The sequence below is a fragment of the Leucobacter fengyongliangi genome (assembly GCF_050971685.1).
Lineage (GTDB): Bacteria > Actinomycetota > Actinomycetes > Actinomycetales > Microbacteriaceae > Leucobacter.
Map to the genome: position 1 here is coordinate 105,422 of NZ_JBPCEU010000003.1, position 17,391 is coordinate 122,812.

General features: G+C 63.7%; 13 protein-coding genes and 1 tRNA gene. 2 read left to right on the forward strand and 12 right to left on the reverse strand.

Annotated features, from left to right (window positions below; all coding sequences use genetic code 11):
* Positions 1 to 24: 24 nt before the first annotated feature.
* The 4 genes from ACR0R4_RS03415 to ACR0R4_RS03430 all read right to left on the reverse strand — a co-directional run bounded on the left by ACR0R4_RS03415 (position 25) and on the right by ACR0R4_RS03430 (position 4,874).
* On the reverse strand, positions 25 to 1,326 hold the full coding sequence (locus ACR0R4_RS03415; RefSeq protein WP_433645936.1) for a D-arabinono-1,4-lactone oxidase: 1,302 nt from the start codon (positions 1,324 to 1,326) through the stop codon (positions 25 to 27).
* Positions 1,323 to 2,573 carry an alanine racemase gene (locus ACR0R4_RS03420; protein ID WP_433645937.1) on the reverse strand — a complete coding sequence of 417 codons (1,251 nt, stop codon included), beginning with the start codon at positions 2,571 to 2,573 and terminating at the stop codon, positions 1,323 to 1,325. The genes ACR0R4_RS03415 and ACR0R4_RS03420 overlap by 4 nt, the downstream gene beginning before the upstream one ends.
* A gap of 168 nt (positions 2,574 to 2,741) precedes the next feature.
* Positions 2,742 to 2,815, reverse strand: a tRNA-Leu gene (locus ACR0R4_RS03425).
* A gap of 235 nt (positions 2,816 to 3,050) precedes the next feature.
* Entirely contained in the window at positions 3,051 to 4,874 is a 1,824-nt protein-coding gene (locus ACR0R4_RS03430; protein WP_433645938.1) for a phosphoenolpyruvate carboxykinase (GTP), read from the reverse strand.
* Between the two features lie 139 nt (positions 4,875 to 5,013).
* Between ACR0R4_RS03430 and ACR0R4_RS03435 the strand changes: the two genes are divergently transcribed.
* Positions 5,014 to 6,483, forward strand: coding sequence for a helix-turn-helix domain-containing protein (locus tag ACR0R4_RS03435; RefSeq protein ID WP_433645939.1), 1,470 nt, complete (start codon positions 5,014 to 5,016; stop codon positions 6,481 to 6,483).
* An 11-nt stretch (positions 6,484 to 6,494) separates the two neighbouring features.
* Here ACR0R4_RS03435 and ACR0R4_RS03440 read toward each other — a convergent pair whose 3' ends face one another.
* The 6 genes from ACR0R4_RS03440 to ACR0R4_RS03465 all read right to left on the reverse strand — a co-directional run bounded on the left by ACR0R4_RS03440 (position 6,495) and on the right by ACR0R4_RS03465 (position 12,474).
* Positions 6,495 to 7,826 carry an NAD(P)/FAD-dependent oxidoreductase gene (locus ACR0R4_RS03440; RefSeq protein ID WP_433645940.1) on the reverse strand — a complete coding sequence of 444 codons (1,332 nt, stop codon included), beginning with the start codon at positions 7,824 to 7,826 and terminating at the stop codon, positions 6,495 to 6,497.
* Between the two features lie 167 nt (positions 7,827 to 7,993).
* Entirely contained in the window at positions 7,994 to 8,500 is a 507-nt protein-coding gene (locus tag ACR0R4_RS03445) for a DUF501 domain-containing protein (protein ID WP_433645941.1), read from the reverse strand.
* Positions 8,497 to 9,009: an FtsB family cell division protein gene (locus ACR0R4_RS03450; protein WP_433645942.1), complete on the reverse strand. Its 513-nt coding sequence runs from the start codon at positions 9,007 to 9,009 to the stop codon at positions 8,497 to 8,499. Before ACR0R4_RS03450 ends, ACR0R4_RS03445 begins: the two co-directional genes overlap by 4 nt.
* Positions 9,010 to 9,069: 60 nt before the next feature.
* Entirely contained in the window at positions 9,070 to 10,353 is a 1,284-nt protein-coding gene (gene eno, locus ACR0R4_RS03455) for a phosphopyruvate hydratase (protein WP_433645943.1), read from the reverse strand.
* Between the two features lie 75 nt (positions 10,354 to 10,428).
* On the reverse strand, positions 10,429 to 11,730 hold the full coding sequence (gene hisS / locus ACR0R4_RS03460; RefSeq protein WP_433645944.1) for a histidine--tRNA ligase: 1,302 nt from the start codon (positions 11,728 to 11,730) through the stop codon (positions 10,429 to 10,431).
* A 6-nt stretch (positions 11,731 to 11,736) separates the two neighbouring features.
* Positions 11,737 to 12,474, reverse strand: coding sequence for a MazG nucleotide pyrophosphohydrolase domain-containing protein (locus ACR0R4_RS03465; protein WP_433645945.1), 738 nt, complete (start codon positions 12,472 to 12,474; stop codon positions 11,737 to 11,739).
* An 85-nt stretch (positions 12,475 to 12,559) separates the two neighbouring features.
* On the opposite strand from ACR0R4_RS03465, the gene ACR0R4_RS03470 reads away from it, so the two are divergent.
* Entirely contained in the window at positions 12,560 to 13,063 is a 504-nt protein-coding gene (locus ACR0R4_RS03470; RefSeq protein ID WP_433645946.1) for a hypothetical protein, read from the forward strand.
* 37 nt (positions 13,064 to 13,100) lie between these two features.
* Here the strand turns inward: ACR0R4_RS03470 and mfd are convergent, their stop codons facing one another.
* Positions 13,101 to 16,706, reverse strand: coding sequence for a transcription-repair coupling factor (gene mfd, locus ACR0R4_RS03475; protein WP_433645947.1), 3,606 nt, complete (start codon positions 16,704 to 16,706; stop codon positions 13,101 to 13,103).
* Complete coding sequence (gene pth, locus ACR0R4_RS03480) at positions 16,703 to 17,323, reverse strand: aminoacyl-tRNA hydrolase (protein WP_433645948.1); 621 nt, start codon at positions 17,321 to 17,323, stop codon at positions 16,703 to 16,705. Before pth ends, mfd begins: the two co-directional genes overlap by 4 nt.
* Positions 17,324 to 17,391: the final 68 nt, after the last annotated feature.

Here is a 17,391-nt window from a genome sequence, read left to right on the forward strand (position 1 = left end):
GCTGTGTGTCGGGCTGTCCCGACCCTACGTGCCGAGGGTGCGATCTAGGGTCGGATTCGTGAACACCCGTTCGGGATCGAGCCGATCGCGAACCTGAGCGAAATCTTCAAACCTCGGGTAACACTCACAAAGCTGAGCTGCATCTCGCGTGTGCATCTTGCCCCAGTGCGGTCGGCCGCCGTGAGCAACAAGAATGGCTTCAGCTGCGCGGAAATATTCCTGAAACGGCTCTTTCCAGTAGCGGTGAATCGCCACATAGCCGCTGTCACGGCCGTGCGCCGTCGACATCCATAGGTCGTCGGCGGCGGATCGAACCTCGATCGGAAACGACACCCGGAATCTCTGCCGCTCAATCATGGTCTGTAGCTCGCGCACCGCCGCGGGAACTTCTGCGAGCGGAAGGGCATACTCCATCTCACGAAACCGCACTCTTCTGCGCGTGGTGAAGATTCGATGGGATTCGTCGCTGTAGTCACGACGGCTCGAGATTGACTGAATTGTCCGATTCAAAGTGGGGATTGCGCTCGGCACTCGTCGCTCGGCGGCGACGACGGTGCCGAACACGAAGTTGTTCACGAACTCCTCATCGACAAATCGAGCAACTGACGTGAGTGGCCTGGCAACATCTTCTACTGGCATCCGATGGTTCGTCTTCGTGCGCGTGCCTTCGGTGTGCGGAAACCAGTAGAACTCGAAGTGATCCACCTCCCGGTTTCGCTCTTCGAACGCGTCGAGCACCTCAGCGAGCGGCACCGGTGCCTCAACCGCGCGCAGCAGGAAGCGCGGCACACACTGCACGGTCACCGTCACCACCACCCCGAGCGCGCCCAGACCAAGGGCAATGGCCGGAAGCAGTTCCGCGTGCTGCGTTTCACTCACCGAAAGCACCTCGCCGATTCCCGTGACGATCGTCGCACCCACAATGCGTGTGGAAATTCCACCGAAGCGCAAACCTGTGCCGTGCGTGCCGGTCTGCGTTGCCCCGGTGATGGTCTGCCGATCCACATCGCCCATGTTTTCGAGGGCGAGACCGAGCGGATTCAGAATCGCGGGAAGCTCCCACAGGTGCGTGCCCGCCCACAGGGTGACCTGGCCGCGCTCAAGGTCGACATCAACGAGCCCGCGCATGCGGCTCATATCGAGGCGGATGCCGTCGGTCGCGCCGATTCCGCTGAAGCTGTGGGAGGCCCCAATGGGTTTAATCGTGTGCCCGGTCTCGAGTGCGCGCAGCACCGCGAGTCGCACCTGTTCCACGCTGCGCGGCGCGACCACGAGCGCGGGCTCCGAGCGTTCGCTTCTCGCCCAATTGGTCCAATACCGGCTCACAGAAATGACCGCCCTTCGCCACGATAAGTCGCCAGTGGATCGCCCCCGACCCCAGCGCACACCGGCACCACCGCATCGACATGTTCCATGGGTTCTCCTGACTTGGTGTGTCGCAACCACACGCGATCGCCGATGGCCAAAGAACGGGCGGCCGCTCCACTCACCGGGGTCTGCACCTCACCCGCGCCCTCACGCGGTGCAAACCGCAGGTGCTGTGGCCACACCACCTGCGGTAGTCGGTCGGCCCCAGGAGGTCCGGATGCGATCCACCCGCCCCCGAGAAGAGTGACGGTATCTGCGCGTGGCCTGCGCACAACGTCGAGTGCAAATGCCACGGCGGGCGCAGGCGCGAACTCGCGGTAGTGATCAAAGAGATGCGGGCCGAAAAGACCACTTCCGGCCGCGACCTCTGTGACGACTTCTTCGGCAGCCGTGCGCTCAAGCGAGCCGGTGCCACCGGCATTCACAAATTCAAGCGGGGAAATCTGACTCACGGCCGCGACGGCCTGCGCTCGTCGCTCCCGAAGCTCGGTGCCACTTGCACGCTGCACTTCACGGAGTAAGGTGCCGAGGAGTGGACGACCAGCCGGGGCGTTTGCGACCCCGGCAATCTGCGCCTCGTATGACATGATCCCCACAAGTCGGAAGCCAGGTCGCCTCACGACCTGTTCGGCGAGTTCGCGCAGTGCCACCGCCGTTCGCACCGGAGAACGCAGCACCCCGACGTGTCCGAGGAGAGGAGCCTCCCACGAGGCATCAAAATCGAGGCAAACGCGAAGCTCTGCTCGCTTGTGATGGGGGGCGACGGCATCGATGAGGTCGAGCTGTTCGAGGCTGTCGATCATCACCGTCACCCTGCTGGCAGCGCGGGCATCGGTACCGAGCGCGGCGATCGCCGCGCGATCCACTGTGGGATAGCCGAGCACGACATCGTCGATAGTCTCGGCGAGCCAGAGTGCTTCTGGCAACGTGTAGGCAAGCACGCCGCGATAGCCCGGCAGTGCGAGTACAGCCTCGAGCACTCCCCGCACCCGGATCGACTTCGAAGCAATACGGATCGGCAGACCGCCGGCCCGCCGCGTCAGGTCTGTCGCATTCGCATGTAGCGCGTCGAGGCTGAGCGCAACAACCGGGGCGCTCAGGTGCGCTGTTGCCGAGGTGAGGCCCTGCCAAAACTCCGCCGGACGGGTCCACATGCGACGCGATGCCACCGCTCGCAAGCTGGGAGCCGCGAGATCAACAGTCATGCCTGCAGCCTAATACCGGCTAGTCGCGGCGACCTCGGCGCGCGCGGAAGCGCCGCACGCGAAGGTACAGCGCAAGCACGACGACCACCAGGATGACGATAATGAGGACGAGTTTTGCAAAGGCCACGTTCACAACTTACCCGGTGAGGTTTGACTCGATCATGCGAGTCCCCCTGCTGGGACTCGAACCCAGACTGCGACGATTTTAAGTCGTCTGCCTCTGCCAATTGGGCTACAGGGGGAAACTCGGCCTCACGCAACACCCGAGTGCAATGTGCCGGGGGGGGTGATCAGTCGCAATCACCCCGAAGTGCCATTCGAACCGCACGGGCCAGCTCAGAGCCTACCAACTGCGGCTACCCTGGGCACAAGTGAGCCCCGAGTTGGGCAGAACTCGGGGCTCACGGCGTGGTGTGGATCCTGACCTGGGCAGATACCAGGATCCACAGTCTGTGGGCTCGCGATGGCGAGCGTTGGTTAGGCTCCGAGCCGCTCCCGCAGCGCGTGGAGCTCGGTGCGGAGCTGCTCCGGGAGTCGGTCGCCGAACTGCTCGAAGAACTCCTCGGTCAGCGCGCACTCATCAAGCCACGACTGTCGATCGATCGCGAAGATCTCGTCTAGATCTTCCGCCACCTCTTCGATCCCGGTAAGGTTCAACTCGCCCTCCGCGGGCAGCAGGCCGATTGCGGTCTCGCGACCGGTGACTTCTCCCTCAAGGCTCCGGATAGCCCAGTCGATCACGCGCGAGTTGTCACCGAAGCCTGGCCACAGGTAGCGCCCGTCGGTGCCCTTACGGAACCAGTTGACCTGGAAGATCTTCGGGGCGTTCTCGCCGAGCGTCTCGCCCATCTTCAGCCAGTGACCCCAGTAGTCGGCCATGTTGTAGCCGCAGAACGGCAGCATAGCGAAGGGATCCCTGCGGAGTTCACCAACTGTTCCCTCCTGAGCGGCGGTCTTCTCGGACGAAATCGTCGCACCCACGAAGACGCCATGCTCCCACGAAAGTGAACGAGCCACCAACGGTACGTTCGTTGCGCGGCGACCACCGAAGAGAATGAGATCGATGGGCACACCGTCTTGCTCGAACCAGGCATCGGCGAGCGTGGGGGTCTGCTGGATTGGCACGGTGAACCGAGAGTTCGGGTGTGCGGCGACCCGACCGGACTCTGGAGTCCATTCGTTGCCCCGCCAGTCGATCAGGTGCTCGGGCACCGAGTCGGTCTTCCCCTCCCACCACACATCGCCGTCGTCCGTGAGCGCGACGTTGGTGTAGATGGTGTTTCCCCAGAGGGTCTCCATCGCGACCGGATTGGTCGATTCACCAGTTCCCGGTGCGACGCCGAAGAATCCCGCCTCAGGATTGATCGCGTAGAGACGACCGTCAGCTCCGGGACGCAGCCAGGCAATGTCGTCACCGATCGTCTCGACCGTCCAGCCGGGTATCGTGGGCTGCAGCATCGCGAGGTTCGTCTTGCCACACGCCGACGGGAACGCCGCGGAGAGGTGGTATGACTTTCCGGTGTCGCTGTTGGTGAGCTTCAGGAGCAGCATGTGCTCGGCGAGCCACCCCTCGTTCTTGCCCATCACACTTGCGATCCGCAACGCGAAGCACTTCTTCGACAGCAGTGCATTGCCGCCGTACCCCGAACCGTACGACCACACCTCAAGCGTCTCGGGGAAGTGCGTAATGTACTTCGTGTCGTTGCAGGGCCAAGCGACGTCTTCCGCGCCGTCAAGCAGCGGGGCACCAACCGAATGAACGGTGCGCACCCACAGGCTGCCCGGCGTGATTCCATCGAGGGCGGCCTGACCCATGCGGGTCATGATCCGCATGTTCAGCACGGCATACGGCGAATCAGTGATCTGAATGCCGAGCTGGGTAATCGCGCCACCCACCGGGCCCATCGAGAAGGGAACCACGTAGAGGGTGCGGCCGCGCATCGAACCAGTGAATAGCGGCATGATCTCGGCCTTCATGTCAGCCGGCGTGCGCCAATTGTTCGTGGGTCCGGCGTCAGCCTCGTTCTCGGTGCAGATGAAGGTGCGATCCTCCACGCGAGCGACATCGCCAGGGTGAGACCGCGCGAGGTAGCTCCCCGGTCGCAGGTTCTTGTTGAGCGGGATCAGGGATCCAGCTTCGACCATCTCCGCGGTGAGACGATCCCACTCGTCCTGCGAACCGTCACACCACACGATCGCGTCTGGTTGCGTCAGCGTGGCGACTTCAGTCACCCACTGCACCACTTCTGGGTTGGAAGTGGTTGCTCCTTCGGCCACCTTTTCGGCGATCGAATCGTTCATCTCGAGAGTCGAGGCGCTGCCCATAACGTTCGTTCTCCTTGATAAGAAACTGCTGTTCCTCCATTCTGGGTGAACTGCGGGTGTCTCCCCCGTGAATTCAGTGAGTAAAGAATTGGCTTTTTTGACTTATAGTCAATACATGGCACCTGAGTCGACCCCGAACCTCGGAAATGATGCATTCCAGCGGCTGATCATTGGAAAACGGATCCGCCATTTTCGAACTCACGCGGGCCTCACTCTTGACCAGCTTGGCGAGCGGGTCGGCGTGGGAAGCAGTCAGCTTTCCCTGGTGGAGAACGGGCGGCGCGAGCCGCGGCTGACGCTCCTCCAAAGCATCGCGCGCGAACTCGGGGTCGACAGCTCCGACCTGCTCCGGGAGGAGGCGCCAGATCACCGAAGTGCCCTTGAGATCGAACTCGAACGAGCGCAGACCACACCGGCGTACCTGCAGCTCAATCTCCCGCACGTGCGGGCACCGCGAACCTTGAGTGATGAGGCGCTCGAGTCAATTGTTGGGCTGCATCGGGAACTCGCCCGTCGTTCTCGCGCGGCAGCCGCGACTCCCGAGGAGGCGCGGCGTGCGAACACGAAGATCCGCCTCCACATGCGTGAGCGTGACAACTACTTGCCAGATATCGAGCGTGTGGCTGAGGAGCTGATGGCGAGCATTGGCCACTCGACGAGCGCGGTCACCCACCGCGAGGTTGCGGTACTCGCCGAACGACTCGGTTTCACACTTATTTTTGCCGATGATCTTCCCTCGAATACCCGCAGCATTACCGACCTCGAAAATGGTCGAATTTATCTCCCGCCGGCCTCGATTCCAGGAGGCCATGGGCTGCGTTCGCTCGCGCTTCAGGCAATGGGGCACCGGGTGCTTGGGCATGACCGGCCGTCAAGTTACGCCGAATTTCTCGAGCAGCGACTGCAAATCAATTATTTTGCTGCTGCCTGCCTGCTGCCCGAGACTCACGCCGCGGCGTTTCTCCAAGACGCGAAGCGTGAACGAAATCTGGCAATCGAGGATCTCCGCGACGCATTCGGGGTCACCCATGAGGCGGCCGCGCACCGCTTCACGAACCTCGCCACGAAGCATCTCGGACTTAGGGTGCACCACTATCGACTCGATACCGCGGGGGTGCTCGTGCGGGGCTATGAGAACGACGGCACGCCCTTCCCCGAAGACAATACCGGAGCGGTGGAGGGCCAGGTCGTCTGCCGCAACTGGGCGGGCCGCACCGCGTTCGACCGCACCAATCGCACGAGCGAGTTCTATCAGTACACGGATACCCCGGTCGGTACCTTTTGGTCGAGCGTGCAGTCGGGCGACACCGCTCAGGGGCAATTCTCGATCGCCTGTGGGGTGGCCTTCAACGACGCGAAGTGGTTTCGTGGGCGCGACACCACTGCCCGCACCAGGTCGACCTGCCCCGACCCCACGTGTTGTCGCACGCCAGATAGCCAGCTACTCGAACGCTGGGATGGCAAGGCGTGGCCGAGTGCCCGCATGCACGCCCACGTGCTTTCGCCGCTCCCCACAGGCACCTTCCCTGGTGTCGACGACACCGAGATGTACGAGTTCTTGAGCAACCACGCGCCCCAGGGCTAACGCAGAACGGGTTACGCCTTCGGGCGGGAGGCGAACTCCTCGAAGATCGCCCGCGGCTCGGTCACCGCTTCGATATTCACCACGTCGCGACCCAGGAAGAAGTGCGAGGCCCAGCCACCAAACACCCGCCACTTCCGCTCCCACGACGGAATCGCAAGACCGTGATAGAAGCGGTGCGCGAGCCACGCAAAGTAGCCCTTCATCGCGAAGTTCCCTGACTGGAAGACGCCCGTGTTGATACCCAGGCCCGCGACCGCACCCGCGTTCTTATGGCTGTACTCACGCACACCCTCACCACGGAGATCCGCGACAATGTTCTTCGCGAGGAGCTTGCCCTGACGCACCGCGTGCTGCGCGTTCGGAACACAGAACCCGCCAGGGCCCGGCGTCGCCGACGTATCCGGCACCTGCGACGTGTCGCCCGCGGTCCACGCACCCGCAAGCTCAGCGCCGTCTTCGGTCGTGATCTTCAGGTTCGGGCTCGCCACCACGTGACCGCGCGGCCCGATCGGCAGATCGGTTCCCCGCAAGAACGGACGGGGCATGACACCAGCCGTCCACACGATCAAATCGCTCTCAAACGACTCGCCGGTGGAGAGCTCGATCTTTCCGTCCAGAGCGCTCGAGAGCTGCGTGTCGAGGTGAATGTTCACCCCGCGACGGGTCTGATCCTTGATCACCCATTCCGACGTTTCGAGCGACACCTCGGGCATGATGCGCCCCATGGCCTCGACGAGGTGGAACTTCGTCTCGTCAAACGTGATCTCGGGGTACCGGCGCAACAGCGACGTGGCGAATGACCGCAGCTCGCTGATCGTCTCGATTCCGGCGAACCCGCCGCCGACAACGGTGACGGTGAGGAGGCGATCGCGCTCCGCGGAACCCTTGGGCAGTGACGCTGCACGCTCGAAGTTGCCCACCATGCGATCGCGCACAGCCACCGCTTCTTCAATCGTCTTCATCCCGATCGCCTGATCGGCAACCCCGGGAATCGGGAAGGTGCGAGAGACCGACCCTGTCGTGACCACGATGTGGTCATAGGCGAACTCGAACGGCTCCCCCACCTCGGGGGTCACCGTCGCGGTCTTCGCCGCGTGCGAGATCGCAGTGACCTTGCCGGCAATGTTGTGCGTGCTGGCAAGGTGCCGACGCCGCGCGACGACCGCGTGCCGCGGCTCGATCGAACCCGAAGCCACCTCGGGCAGGAACGGCAGATACGCCATGTACGGCAGCGGATCCACAATCGTCACCTCGGCCTCACCCGCACGCAACAACTTCTCCAGCTTCCACGCCGTGTAGAACCCGGCGTATCCGCCACCAACGATCAAAATCTTCTTCGCCACGAAGCTGTCTCCCTAGAGCGCGATGCAGAGGATCAGTGCCCGACTGCCTTCGGGCACAGAAAAATTCGGGCGACATTCACCCGACTCACACATCTTAATACGATTGCCGCGAGGTCCCGACCGAAGCTGCGGCAAGCCTGCACCATTCGCGTGATTTTGACATCTGCCTAGGCAGTGACCGCAGGTTCTGCGGAAGGCGACCAGCCGCACCGTTCGAGCGCGAGGTCACCGATCGGATTCACCCCTGGTCCTGCCGCGAGAGCGTGTCCGATCAGCGCGTGCAAGCACTTCACTCGATTCGGCATCCCGCCCGCGCTCACCCCCGCGAGTTCCGGCACCTCCCCGACGCTGTTGCGATCCTCAATGTATTGCTCGTGGGCGCGCGCGTACTGAGCGCGAATGGCCTCGTCCTCGGCAAGCAGGTCATTGAACTCGTTCATGACCCCGACCGCCTCAAGCCGAGAGGCCGCTGCGACCGCTTCGGGGTGGCACAGGTAGTAGAACGTGGGGAACGGACTGCCGTCTTGGAGCCGCGGAGCGGTCGCGACCACCGTGGGGCTTCCGTCAGCAGTCCGGGCCGCGATTCCCACAACCCCGCGCGCCTCGCGGCCGAGCTGCTCGCTCACCGCGGCAATGTCGGTCTCTGTGGGCTCGGTGTATGGTGGCCGACTCACTCGACACTCTCCTCTTCGGTTGGTAGTGGTGCGGGGTTCTCTGCGGCGGGTGCAATAGTGACGGCCGGAGCTACCGGGTCCGCCTGTGCGCCGGGCAAGTCCGCGGGACTCGCGCTCGTCGTACCCGCGATGAGCGTCGAGGAGACAAGCGAACTCACCCAGTTGCGCTCGATGCGTGTGAGCTTCTCGCTCGTCTCCTCGACCGAGTCCGCGGGAATCACAACGTCGTCGATGACGTTCAGTTGAGTTTCACCCGGCATGACGTAGAACAAGCGCCCTCGCGCCTGCGAGCGCACATACGCTGGATCTTGCCATTTCAAACGCTCGGCATCTGCCTCAGCCACAGCATCACGGCTGAGTCTGACGCTCTCGCGCAACTCGGCAAGTTCTCGCTGTTGCTGCACATAGGTGGACAGCGTCGGGCTCACAATAATGGCACCGACCGCGATCAACGCGACGATCAATATCGTGAACCCGCTGAAGCGGAGACTGGCAACCCAGTCCCCCACTTCATCGAATATTCGCCACACCATCCTGTGTGCCGCTTTCGTGAACCGGCCCGCCGCCAGTTACTTCGCGGTGAAGCGCGGGAACGCACCCCGACCGGCGTAGCGTGCCGCGGAACCAAGCTCTTCCTCGATGCGCAGCAGCTGGTTGTACTTGGCCACACGCTCGCTGCGCGCGGGAGCCCCGGTCTTGATCTGACCGCAATCGGTCGCCACCGCCAGGTCGGCAATGGTCACGTCTTCAGTTTCGCCCGAGCGATGCGACAGGATCGCCGTGTACCCCGACCGCTGCGCGAGCTTCACGGCGTCGAGCGTCTCGGTGAGCGTGCCAATCTGGTTGACCTTCACCAGGAGTGAGTTTCCGCAGCCCTGTGCGATGCCGTCGGCCAGTCGGGCCGGGTTCGTCACGAACAGGTCGTCTCCGACCAGCTGAACCCGATCCCCGAGTTCAGCGGTGAGCTGGCGCCAGCCTTCCCAGTCGTCTTCTGCAAGCGGATCCTCAATCGACACGAGGGGGTACCGCTCGATGAGATCTGCGTAGTACGCGATCATGTCGGTGGCGCTGCGCTCTTGACCCTCGAAGCGATAGGTGCCTCCCTCAAAGAACTCAGTCGACGCCACATCCAGCGCAAGTGCGATGTCGCGGCCGGGCACGTAGCCGGCGCGTTCGATTGCCTCGACGATGAGGTCGAGGGCTGCGGAGTTGTGTGGCAGGTCGGGCGCGAATCCACCCTCGTCACCGAGTGCGGTCGCGTATCCCTTTTCTTTCAGTAGCGCCTTGAGCGAGTGGTACACCTCTACACCCCAGCGCAGGCCCTCCGAGAACGTGTCTGCCCCCAGGGGCACCGCCATGAACTCCTGAATGTCGACACCGGTGTCGGCGTGTGCGCCACCATTGATGATGTTCATGAGCGGCACGGGCAGGGTGTGTGCGGTCGGGCCACCGAGGTAGCGGTACAGCGGCAGATCGGCCGAATCAGCTGCGGCATGCGCCACGGCAAGACTGACGCCGAGAATCGCGTTTGCGCCAACACGCTGCTTGTTCTCGGTGCCATCGATCTCCATCAGCGCCTGATCGATCAGCCGCTGATCGTCGGCGGCAAGCTCCTCGATCGCCGGGCCGAGCTCGTCGAACACGGCATCGACGGCCTGGGTGACGCCCTTACCCAGGTAGCGGGCTGGGTCGCCATCACGTAGTTCGTACGCTTCGAAGGCTCCGGTTGAGGCGCCCGATGGCACTGCCGCGCGGCCCACTGAGCCATCGGTCAGGCCAACTTCGACCTCCACAGTCGGGTTGCCGCGCGAATCGAGAATCTCGCGAGCGATTACCGCGTCGATAAATGCCACCGTGCACTCCTTGCATGTTGAGCTGCTGTTGCGTTGTGTATCAAAGCCAGTGGCGCGTGCGCGCCGGGAGTAAGTCTAACCGCGCCCAAGCTCGCGTAGCTCCAACGAATCACGTTCACGCTCGCCCGCCCGGACGTTGGCGAAGCGCGTGAAGCCCTCACCTGAGAGCCGGTCGAGCAGCGCCTTCATGTTCTTCTGTCGACGCTCCAGCCGCACCCGATGCCCCTCGCTGATGAGCTGACGCTTCAACGCGGACAGGTCGGCCGGATTGGCATCAGCGTCGAAGACGAGCGCAACCGACTCGGGCCCCTCGTGCTCGGGCAGCTCAATCAGGTCGACGACTCGTTCAAACCCAATGGAGAACCCGACCGCGGGAACGTCCTGACCGAGGAAGCGACCCACCATTCCGTCGTAGCGACCTCCGCCACCGACGGAACTCCCCGACCCAGGGTGCGCGACCTCGAAAATCGTGCCCGTGTAGTACCCCATCCCTCGCACGAGCGTCGGGTCGAAGCGAATCTCGACCCCTACGGGCAGCGCCCCCACGAGCGCATCGCCGATCGCGGCCAGATTGTCGACCCCTGCCTGCGCGGCCCCCTCGGGCAACGCGGATGAAATCGACTCGCGGGTCAACGCAATACCGTCGCCAGCAAGCAGCGGTTCGACCCGCGAGAGCACGGTACCCAGTGCCGCCGCACCGGTCGCGTCAAGTTCAGTCAGCTCGTCGATGACCCCTGAGGTACCGATCTTGTCGAGCTTGTCGATACTGATGAGTGCCCGGTCATGCAGCGAAGCGGCAAAGCCGCAGTAGTCGAGCAGACCAAACAGAATGCGTCGGTCATTCACTCGAATCACGCACCCCTCAAGACCGAGCGCCGAGAGAGCCTGCGAGGTGGCCGTGATGAGTTCGACCTCGGCCAGCATGCCCGGTTCGCCAATGATGTCGATGTCGGCCTGCACGAACTGCCGGTATCGCCCCTTCTGCGGCCGTTCAGCACGCCACACCGGCGCGATCTGAATGGCACGAAAAACTGGTGGCAACTCGGCTCGATGACTTGCGTAGAAGCGTGTGAGCGGCACGGTGAGGTCAAAACGCAAGCCGAGGTCCGCGAGATCATCCGGGGTGCCCATCGATGCCGCTGCGGCGAGCGCGTCAGACGTGATGCCCCGCTTGAGGATGGAGAACGACAGCTTCTCGTTGTCGCCACCGAGCCCCGCGTGTAGGCGCGCCCAGTCCTCCACGACGGGAGTCTCGATCTCGTCGAATCCGTGGGCGCGATAGACCCCGCGAATCACGCCGAGCGCGTGCTCCCTCCGCGCCTTATCTGCGGGCAGAAAATCGCGCATCCCGCGGGGCGGGTTTACCTGTGTGGCCATGGTTCCCTATTCTCCCACGTGCCGGTCGACAAGCCGCGCGGTCGCGAGCCGCAGCGCACGGTCGGGGTCAATCCCCTCCGCGTTCGCCCGAACGACCAGCGCAAGCAGCGCGTCGCCGATCTCCATGCCCGAGTCGTCGCGATCCACCGAATCGGCAGTTCGCGTCGGTTCAGAGCCTTCTACCGTCATCGCAGGGGTGTGGATCGCGACCGCACTGCCGGGGTCGAACAATCGAGCGCGCTTCAGCCGCTCCACCACCTTCGCGGCGCGGGCCAGCGTCGGCATGTCACGGGGGATGCCGTCGAGCGCACCACGCGAACCGCGCCGCTCCCCCACGGCGTCCTCCTTCAGGCGCTCCCACTCGGCGTTCAGTTCCTCAACCGACATGTATCCTCGATCACCAAACACGTGGGGGTGCCTCGCGATGAGCTTCTCGTTCAGCGCCTGCGCAACCGAGTCGAAGTCGTATCCCTCACCGTCTCGCTCGGCGATGGCTGCGTGAAACAACACCTGGTAGAGCACGTCGCCCAGCTCACCTGCTATTTCGCTCGGCGGGAGCTGACGATCGATTGCGTCAATCAGCTCCGCGGTTTCCTCAACGAGAAACGGACTGAGCGATTCGTGAGTCTGTGTGGCGTGCCAGGCACACCCACCCGGCCACACTAGCTGTCGGATGGTTGCGCGAATGCCGCCGAGTTCGGCACTGGGTGGTGGAACTTCAGGGGTGGATTGTGGCGTGCCCATAGCGGCACCCTACCGCCTGCACACCCACCTTCGCGTGGCATCGGGCACTCAGCGAACGCCATCTTTCGCTCGTTAGGATCACCATATGGTCAAGGGAATGAACGTGGCGCGGCTCGCCCTCGCGATCTCTGCGGTGTCCCTCGTCGCGTCGGTGTCGGCCTGTGCCGCCGAGCCAGCCGCACAGGAGGCGGCACCCTATAAGGCACCAACCATGGCCCCCGAGCAGTCGGTGAGTGAGGCTTGCGGGCTCTCTCGCGACGAAGTGGATCGTCTGGTGGTAATGGCGGAGGAATCAGTGAAGGCCGGCCTGGAAGAGGCTGGCAAAGATCTCCTGCGCGGCGAAATGCCATCGTTTGGTTTCCTCACGCAGTCTGTGTCTGGATCGTTTGAGCTGACGCAAGAGACCATCACGAACTCAGAAGTCTCCGCGGCGATCGGGCGGATCACAGACGGATTCACGGGATTTCAAGACATCGAACAACCAGGTTCGATTCTGGGGGTGCCCGCCTACCTCGCGGCGCTCAACGGCCAATTGGCTGCACTCACCGAGGCTGGGCAAGACCTCCGCACGCTCTGCAACTTCCAGTAGCGAGCTGTGAAAGGCCGGGCTCATCCTCGGGAGACGGCTACCCCGCAGACGCCTGAGCGTCGGGTTCCAGCAGCGTGGCGAGCACGCGACCGGTCCACGCAGCAATGTCGCCCTCGTCACCCATGTGTTTCTGCCCTACCCCGGCAAGCGGGCTCCGCGCTGATGCGGTGCCGCCAGGCAGGGGCACCTGCAGACTCTTTGTCGCCTCCGTGTAACGCGAACCCGGGTACATGCGGTTCATGCGCATGCGCCGTGAGTCGATCAGCGTCACCGGCTCGAGACGCAGTGCGGATCCGCTCGCGACGACCTTCGTCAGGCCGAGTCGCGCAGCTCGTCGCCTGAGGGCGGACACCGCGGCGAGTCGCTGCACCTCTGCGGGAAGCTCCCCGTAGCGATCGGTGAGTTCTTCGACGACGAGTGCGACGTGGTTTTCGGGTGCTTGCGGATGTGCCGCTGCCGAGAACTTCTGGTACGCCTCAAGTCGAAGTCGCTCGCTCTCGACGTAGTCCTCCGGGATGTGCGCGTCGACCGGCAGCTCGAGCACGAGCTCTGTCGCCCCGATGACATCCTCGCCTTTGAACGTCGCCACGGCCTCGCCAATCATTCTCAGGTACAGGTCGAACCCCACCCCCGCGATGTGGCCGGATTGTTCACCGCCCAGCAGATTTCCTGCGCCGCGCAGTTCGAGATCCTTCAAGGCCACCTGCATGCCCGAACCGAGCTCGTTATTCGTGGCGATCGTCTCGAGCCGCTCGTGCGCGTGTTCGGTCAACGGACGATCGGGGTCGTAGAGGAAGTAGGCGTAGGCCCGCTCCCGGCTGCGGCCGACGCGTCCACGCAGCTGATGCAGCTGGCTCAGGCCGTACTTGTCGGCCGCGTCGATGATGATGGTGTTCGCGTTGGCAATGTCAAGACCGGTCTCGATGATGGTGGTCGAGACGAGCACGTCGTACTTCCGCTCCCAGAAGTCGACCACGATCTGCTCAAGTTGTGCCTCACCGAGCTTGCCGTGCGCAACCGCCACTCGCGCCTCGGGCACGAGTTCCGAGATCTGAGCTGCCACGCGATTGATCGACTGCACCCGGTTGTGCACGAAGAAGATCTGACCCTCACGCATGAGCTCACGACGAATCGCGGCGGTGATCTGCTTGTCACTGCGTGGGCCCACGAAGGTGAGAATCGGGTGCCGATCTTCCGGCGCCGTGGCAAGAGTAGACATCTCACGGATGCCGGTGACGGCCATTTCCAGGGTGCGCGGGATCGGGGTGGCACTCATCGCGAGAATGTCGACACCGGTCTTCAGTTTCTTGAGCTTGTCCTTATGCTCCACGCCGAACCGCTGTTCCTCGTCAATCACGAGCAAACCGAGATCCTTATAGCGCACTGTGTCGGTCAGCAATCGGTGGGTTCCGATGACCACGTCGACGGTGCCCGCGGCGAGCCCCTCGATCGTGTCCTTCGATTCCTTCTCCGTCTGGAATCTGCTGAGCGCGCGCAGCTGCACCGGGAACCCGGCGAAACGATCCTGAAAGGTCTCGAGGTGTTGCTTGACGAGGAGGGTGGTGGGAACCAGCACCGCTACCTGCTTGCCGTCTTGCACTGCCTTAAACGCGGCGCGGATCGCGATCTCGGTCTTCCCGAAGCCGACGTCGCCAGAGACGAGTCGATCCATCGGGATCGGTCGCTCCATGTCACGTTTCACCTCGTCGATCGTGGTGAGCTGATCCACTGTCTCAACGTACGGGAACGCCTCTTCGAGCTCGTGCTGCCAGGGCGTGTCGGGCGAAAAGGCATGGCCGCCCGCAGCCACACGCGCGGAGTAGAGCTTGACCAACTCCACCGCGATGTCGCGAACCGCCTTGCGTGCCTTTTTCTTCGCGTTTGACCAGTCGCTTCCGCCCATCTTCGACAGCGGCGGTGCCTCACCGCCCACGTATCGCGACAGCTGATCGAGTTGGTCGGTCGGCACGTAGAGCTTGTCTCTGGGCATCCCTCGCTTGGAGGAAGCGTATTCGAGCACCAGATATTCCCGCAGTGCCTTCCCCGCGTCGCGACCCATGCCGGTCGGCACCATGCGCTGCGTCAGTTCGACGAACTGGCCGATACCGTGCGTCTCGTGCACCACGTAGTCGCCAGCGACAAGCTTCAGCGGGTCGACGACGTTCTTCGTGCGGCGCTTCGGGAGCTTCTGCCCGGCTCCTTGCTGCGAACTCACCGCACGTCCAAAGAACTCCACCTCGGTCGAGAAGAGCACCCGCGCCTCGGCGCTTTCGAAGCCGGCCCAGGCCGTGCCCGGCACGACATAGACAACGCGCTCGTCCAGCTCCGGGGGAAGCTCATCGACCATGCGTGCGGCGATGCCTGCGTCGGCGAGCACGTCGCGTGCGCGTTCGACGAGGCCCACGCCCTGTGCACTGACGATCACCGTCCAGCCCTCGCCAAGACGTTCGCTCAGATGGTGGATCGCCGAGGCTGTCGCCTCGGCTCCGGGAACCGGCCGCGGGAGCTGCTCGCTGCGCACCGTGACGAGACTGAAGTCAACCGATTCATCCTGCTCGAAGCTCGACAGTGTCCACCAGGAGTTCTCTCCCGCAGCATCTCGCAGTTCACGCATCGTGAGCATGCCGTGGTCATCGGTAGGCACCGGCGCCTCACCACCCGCTGTTGCGGCCGTCCAGGCCGCCTCCAGGAACTCGCGGTTGGTCTCAACGAGGCTGATGGCGCGGGTCGCGACACGCTCGGGCGAAATGACCGCCACAGCGGATCCCGCGGGCAAGAGTGCCGTGAATGGCGAGAGTTCGGGAACCAGTTGGGGCAGGAGACTCTCCATGCCCTCGACAGCGATTCCCTGGCTCACTTTCTCGAGCAGCGAACTCAGGGCAGGGAACTGCGGCAGCAGCGCAGCCGCACGCTCGCGCACATCATCGGTCAGCAGCAGCTCGCGCGCAGGCCACAATTCCACCTCGGCGATCGCCTCACCCGCGCTGCGCTGATCGGAGACCGCAAAGCGACGGATCTGGTCGATCTCGTCTCCGAAGAAATCGAGGCGCACCGCGTGGTCAAGCGTCGGTGGAAACACGTCAAGGATCCCGCCGCGCACCGCAAATTCCCCCCGGCGAGTCACCATGTCGACCCGGGTGTAGGCACTGTCGACCAGGGCGCGGGAGATGGAGTCAAGGCCGAGCGACTCCTCGCCCGCACGCAGCACAATCGGATCCGCGTGCGCGGCATGCGGCGACACGGGTTGCAGCGCCGCGCGCACCGAGGCGACGATTACGAGTGGCCGGGTGCCATCGTGCTCGCGCAGCGTATGCAGCACGATCGCACGCCTCCCCACGGTCTCCGCGCTCGGGCTGAGTCGCTCGTGCGGAAGCGTCTCCCATGCGGGAAACTCGACGGTCTGCGCCTCCGGCATGATCGACGCAAGTGCGGCGCGGAGCGAGTCTGCCTCGCGGCTGGTCGCGGCGATGAGCAGAAGCGGCCCAAAGCCGCCGCTTTCTCGCTTACGATGCAGTAACCCCGCGAGGAGCGCCGGCCGGAGCGACTCGCTGATCGCGAATTCCGCGTCGCGGTCAGCGTAGTTCAGCGCACGAACGAAGGACTCTGAGCGCTCGAGCAGCCGCTCGAGACCCGCGAGGCTCACTTCGCCCTCCCGTGAAACTTCTGTTGTGTCGCCAACAGGCCATCGGTGGTCAGCATCTCGGCCGCGTCTGCCGCGTCTTCGAGTAGCACTGCGAGCAGATCACGTTCGGAAGAGGCAAAGGGCTTCAACACATAATCTGCGGGATCCTGCTGACCGGGCGGGCGGCCGATCCCGATTCGTACGCGCAAGAACTCGGGGGTGTCCAGCGCCTTCGCGATATCACGCAGACCATTGTGGCCCCCGTGGCCGCCGCCCTGTTTGACCTTCACCGTATCGAAAGGCAGATCAAGCTCATCATGAAGCACGACCGTGCGATCGGCCGGGATGTCAAAATACCGGGCCAACCCGCTCACCGGGCCGCCAGAGGTATTCATGAAACCGTTTGACTTTGCCAAGATCAGCTTCGGGCCGCCAGGCGCGACCCGCCCCTCAGCCACGCGGGAGTTCGTACGATGCGAGACGAAACGGGCATCCGCGCGCGCGGCAAGCACATCAAGCACCATCTGCCCGACATTGTGCCGGGTTGCCTCGTACTTCGCGCCCGGGTTTCCAAGCCCAACAACCAGCCACGCGTCAGACACTTCTTCCCCCTCGATTTTGTGCTTGCGCCACCACATCACAATTCTCCTACTGAACGAACCGAGCCCGCCGGAATCGACCGTGTGGTCGCCCGGCGGGCTCGAGG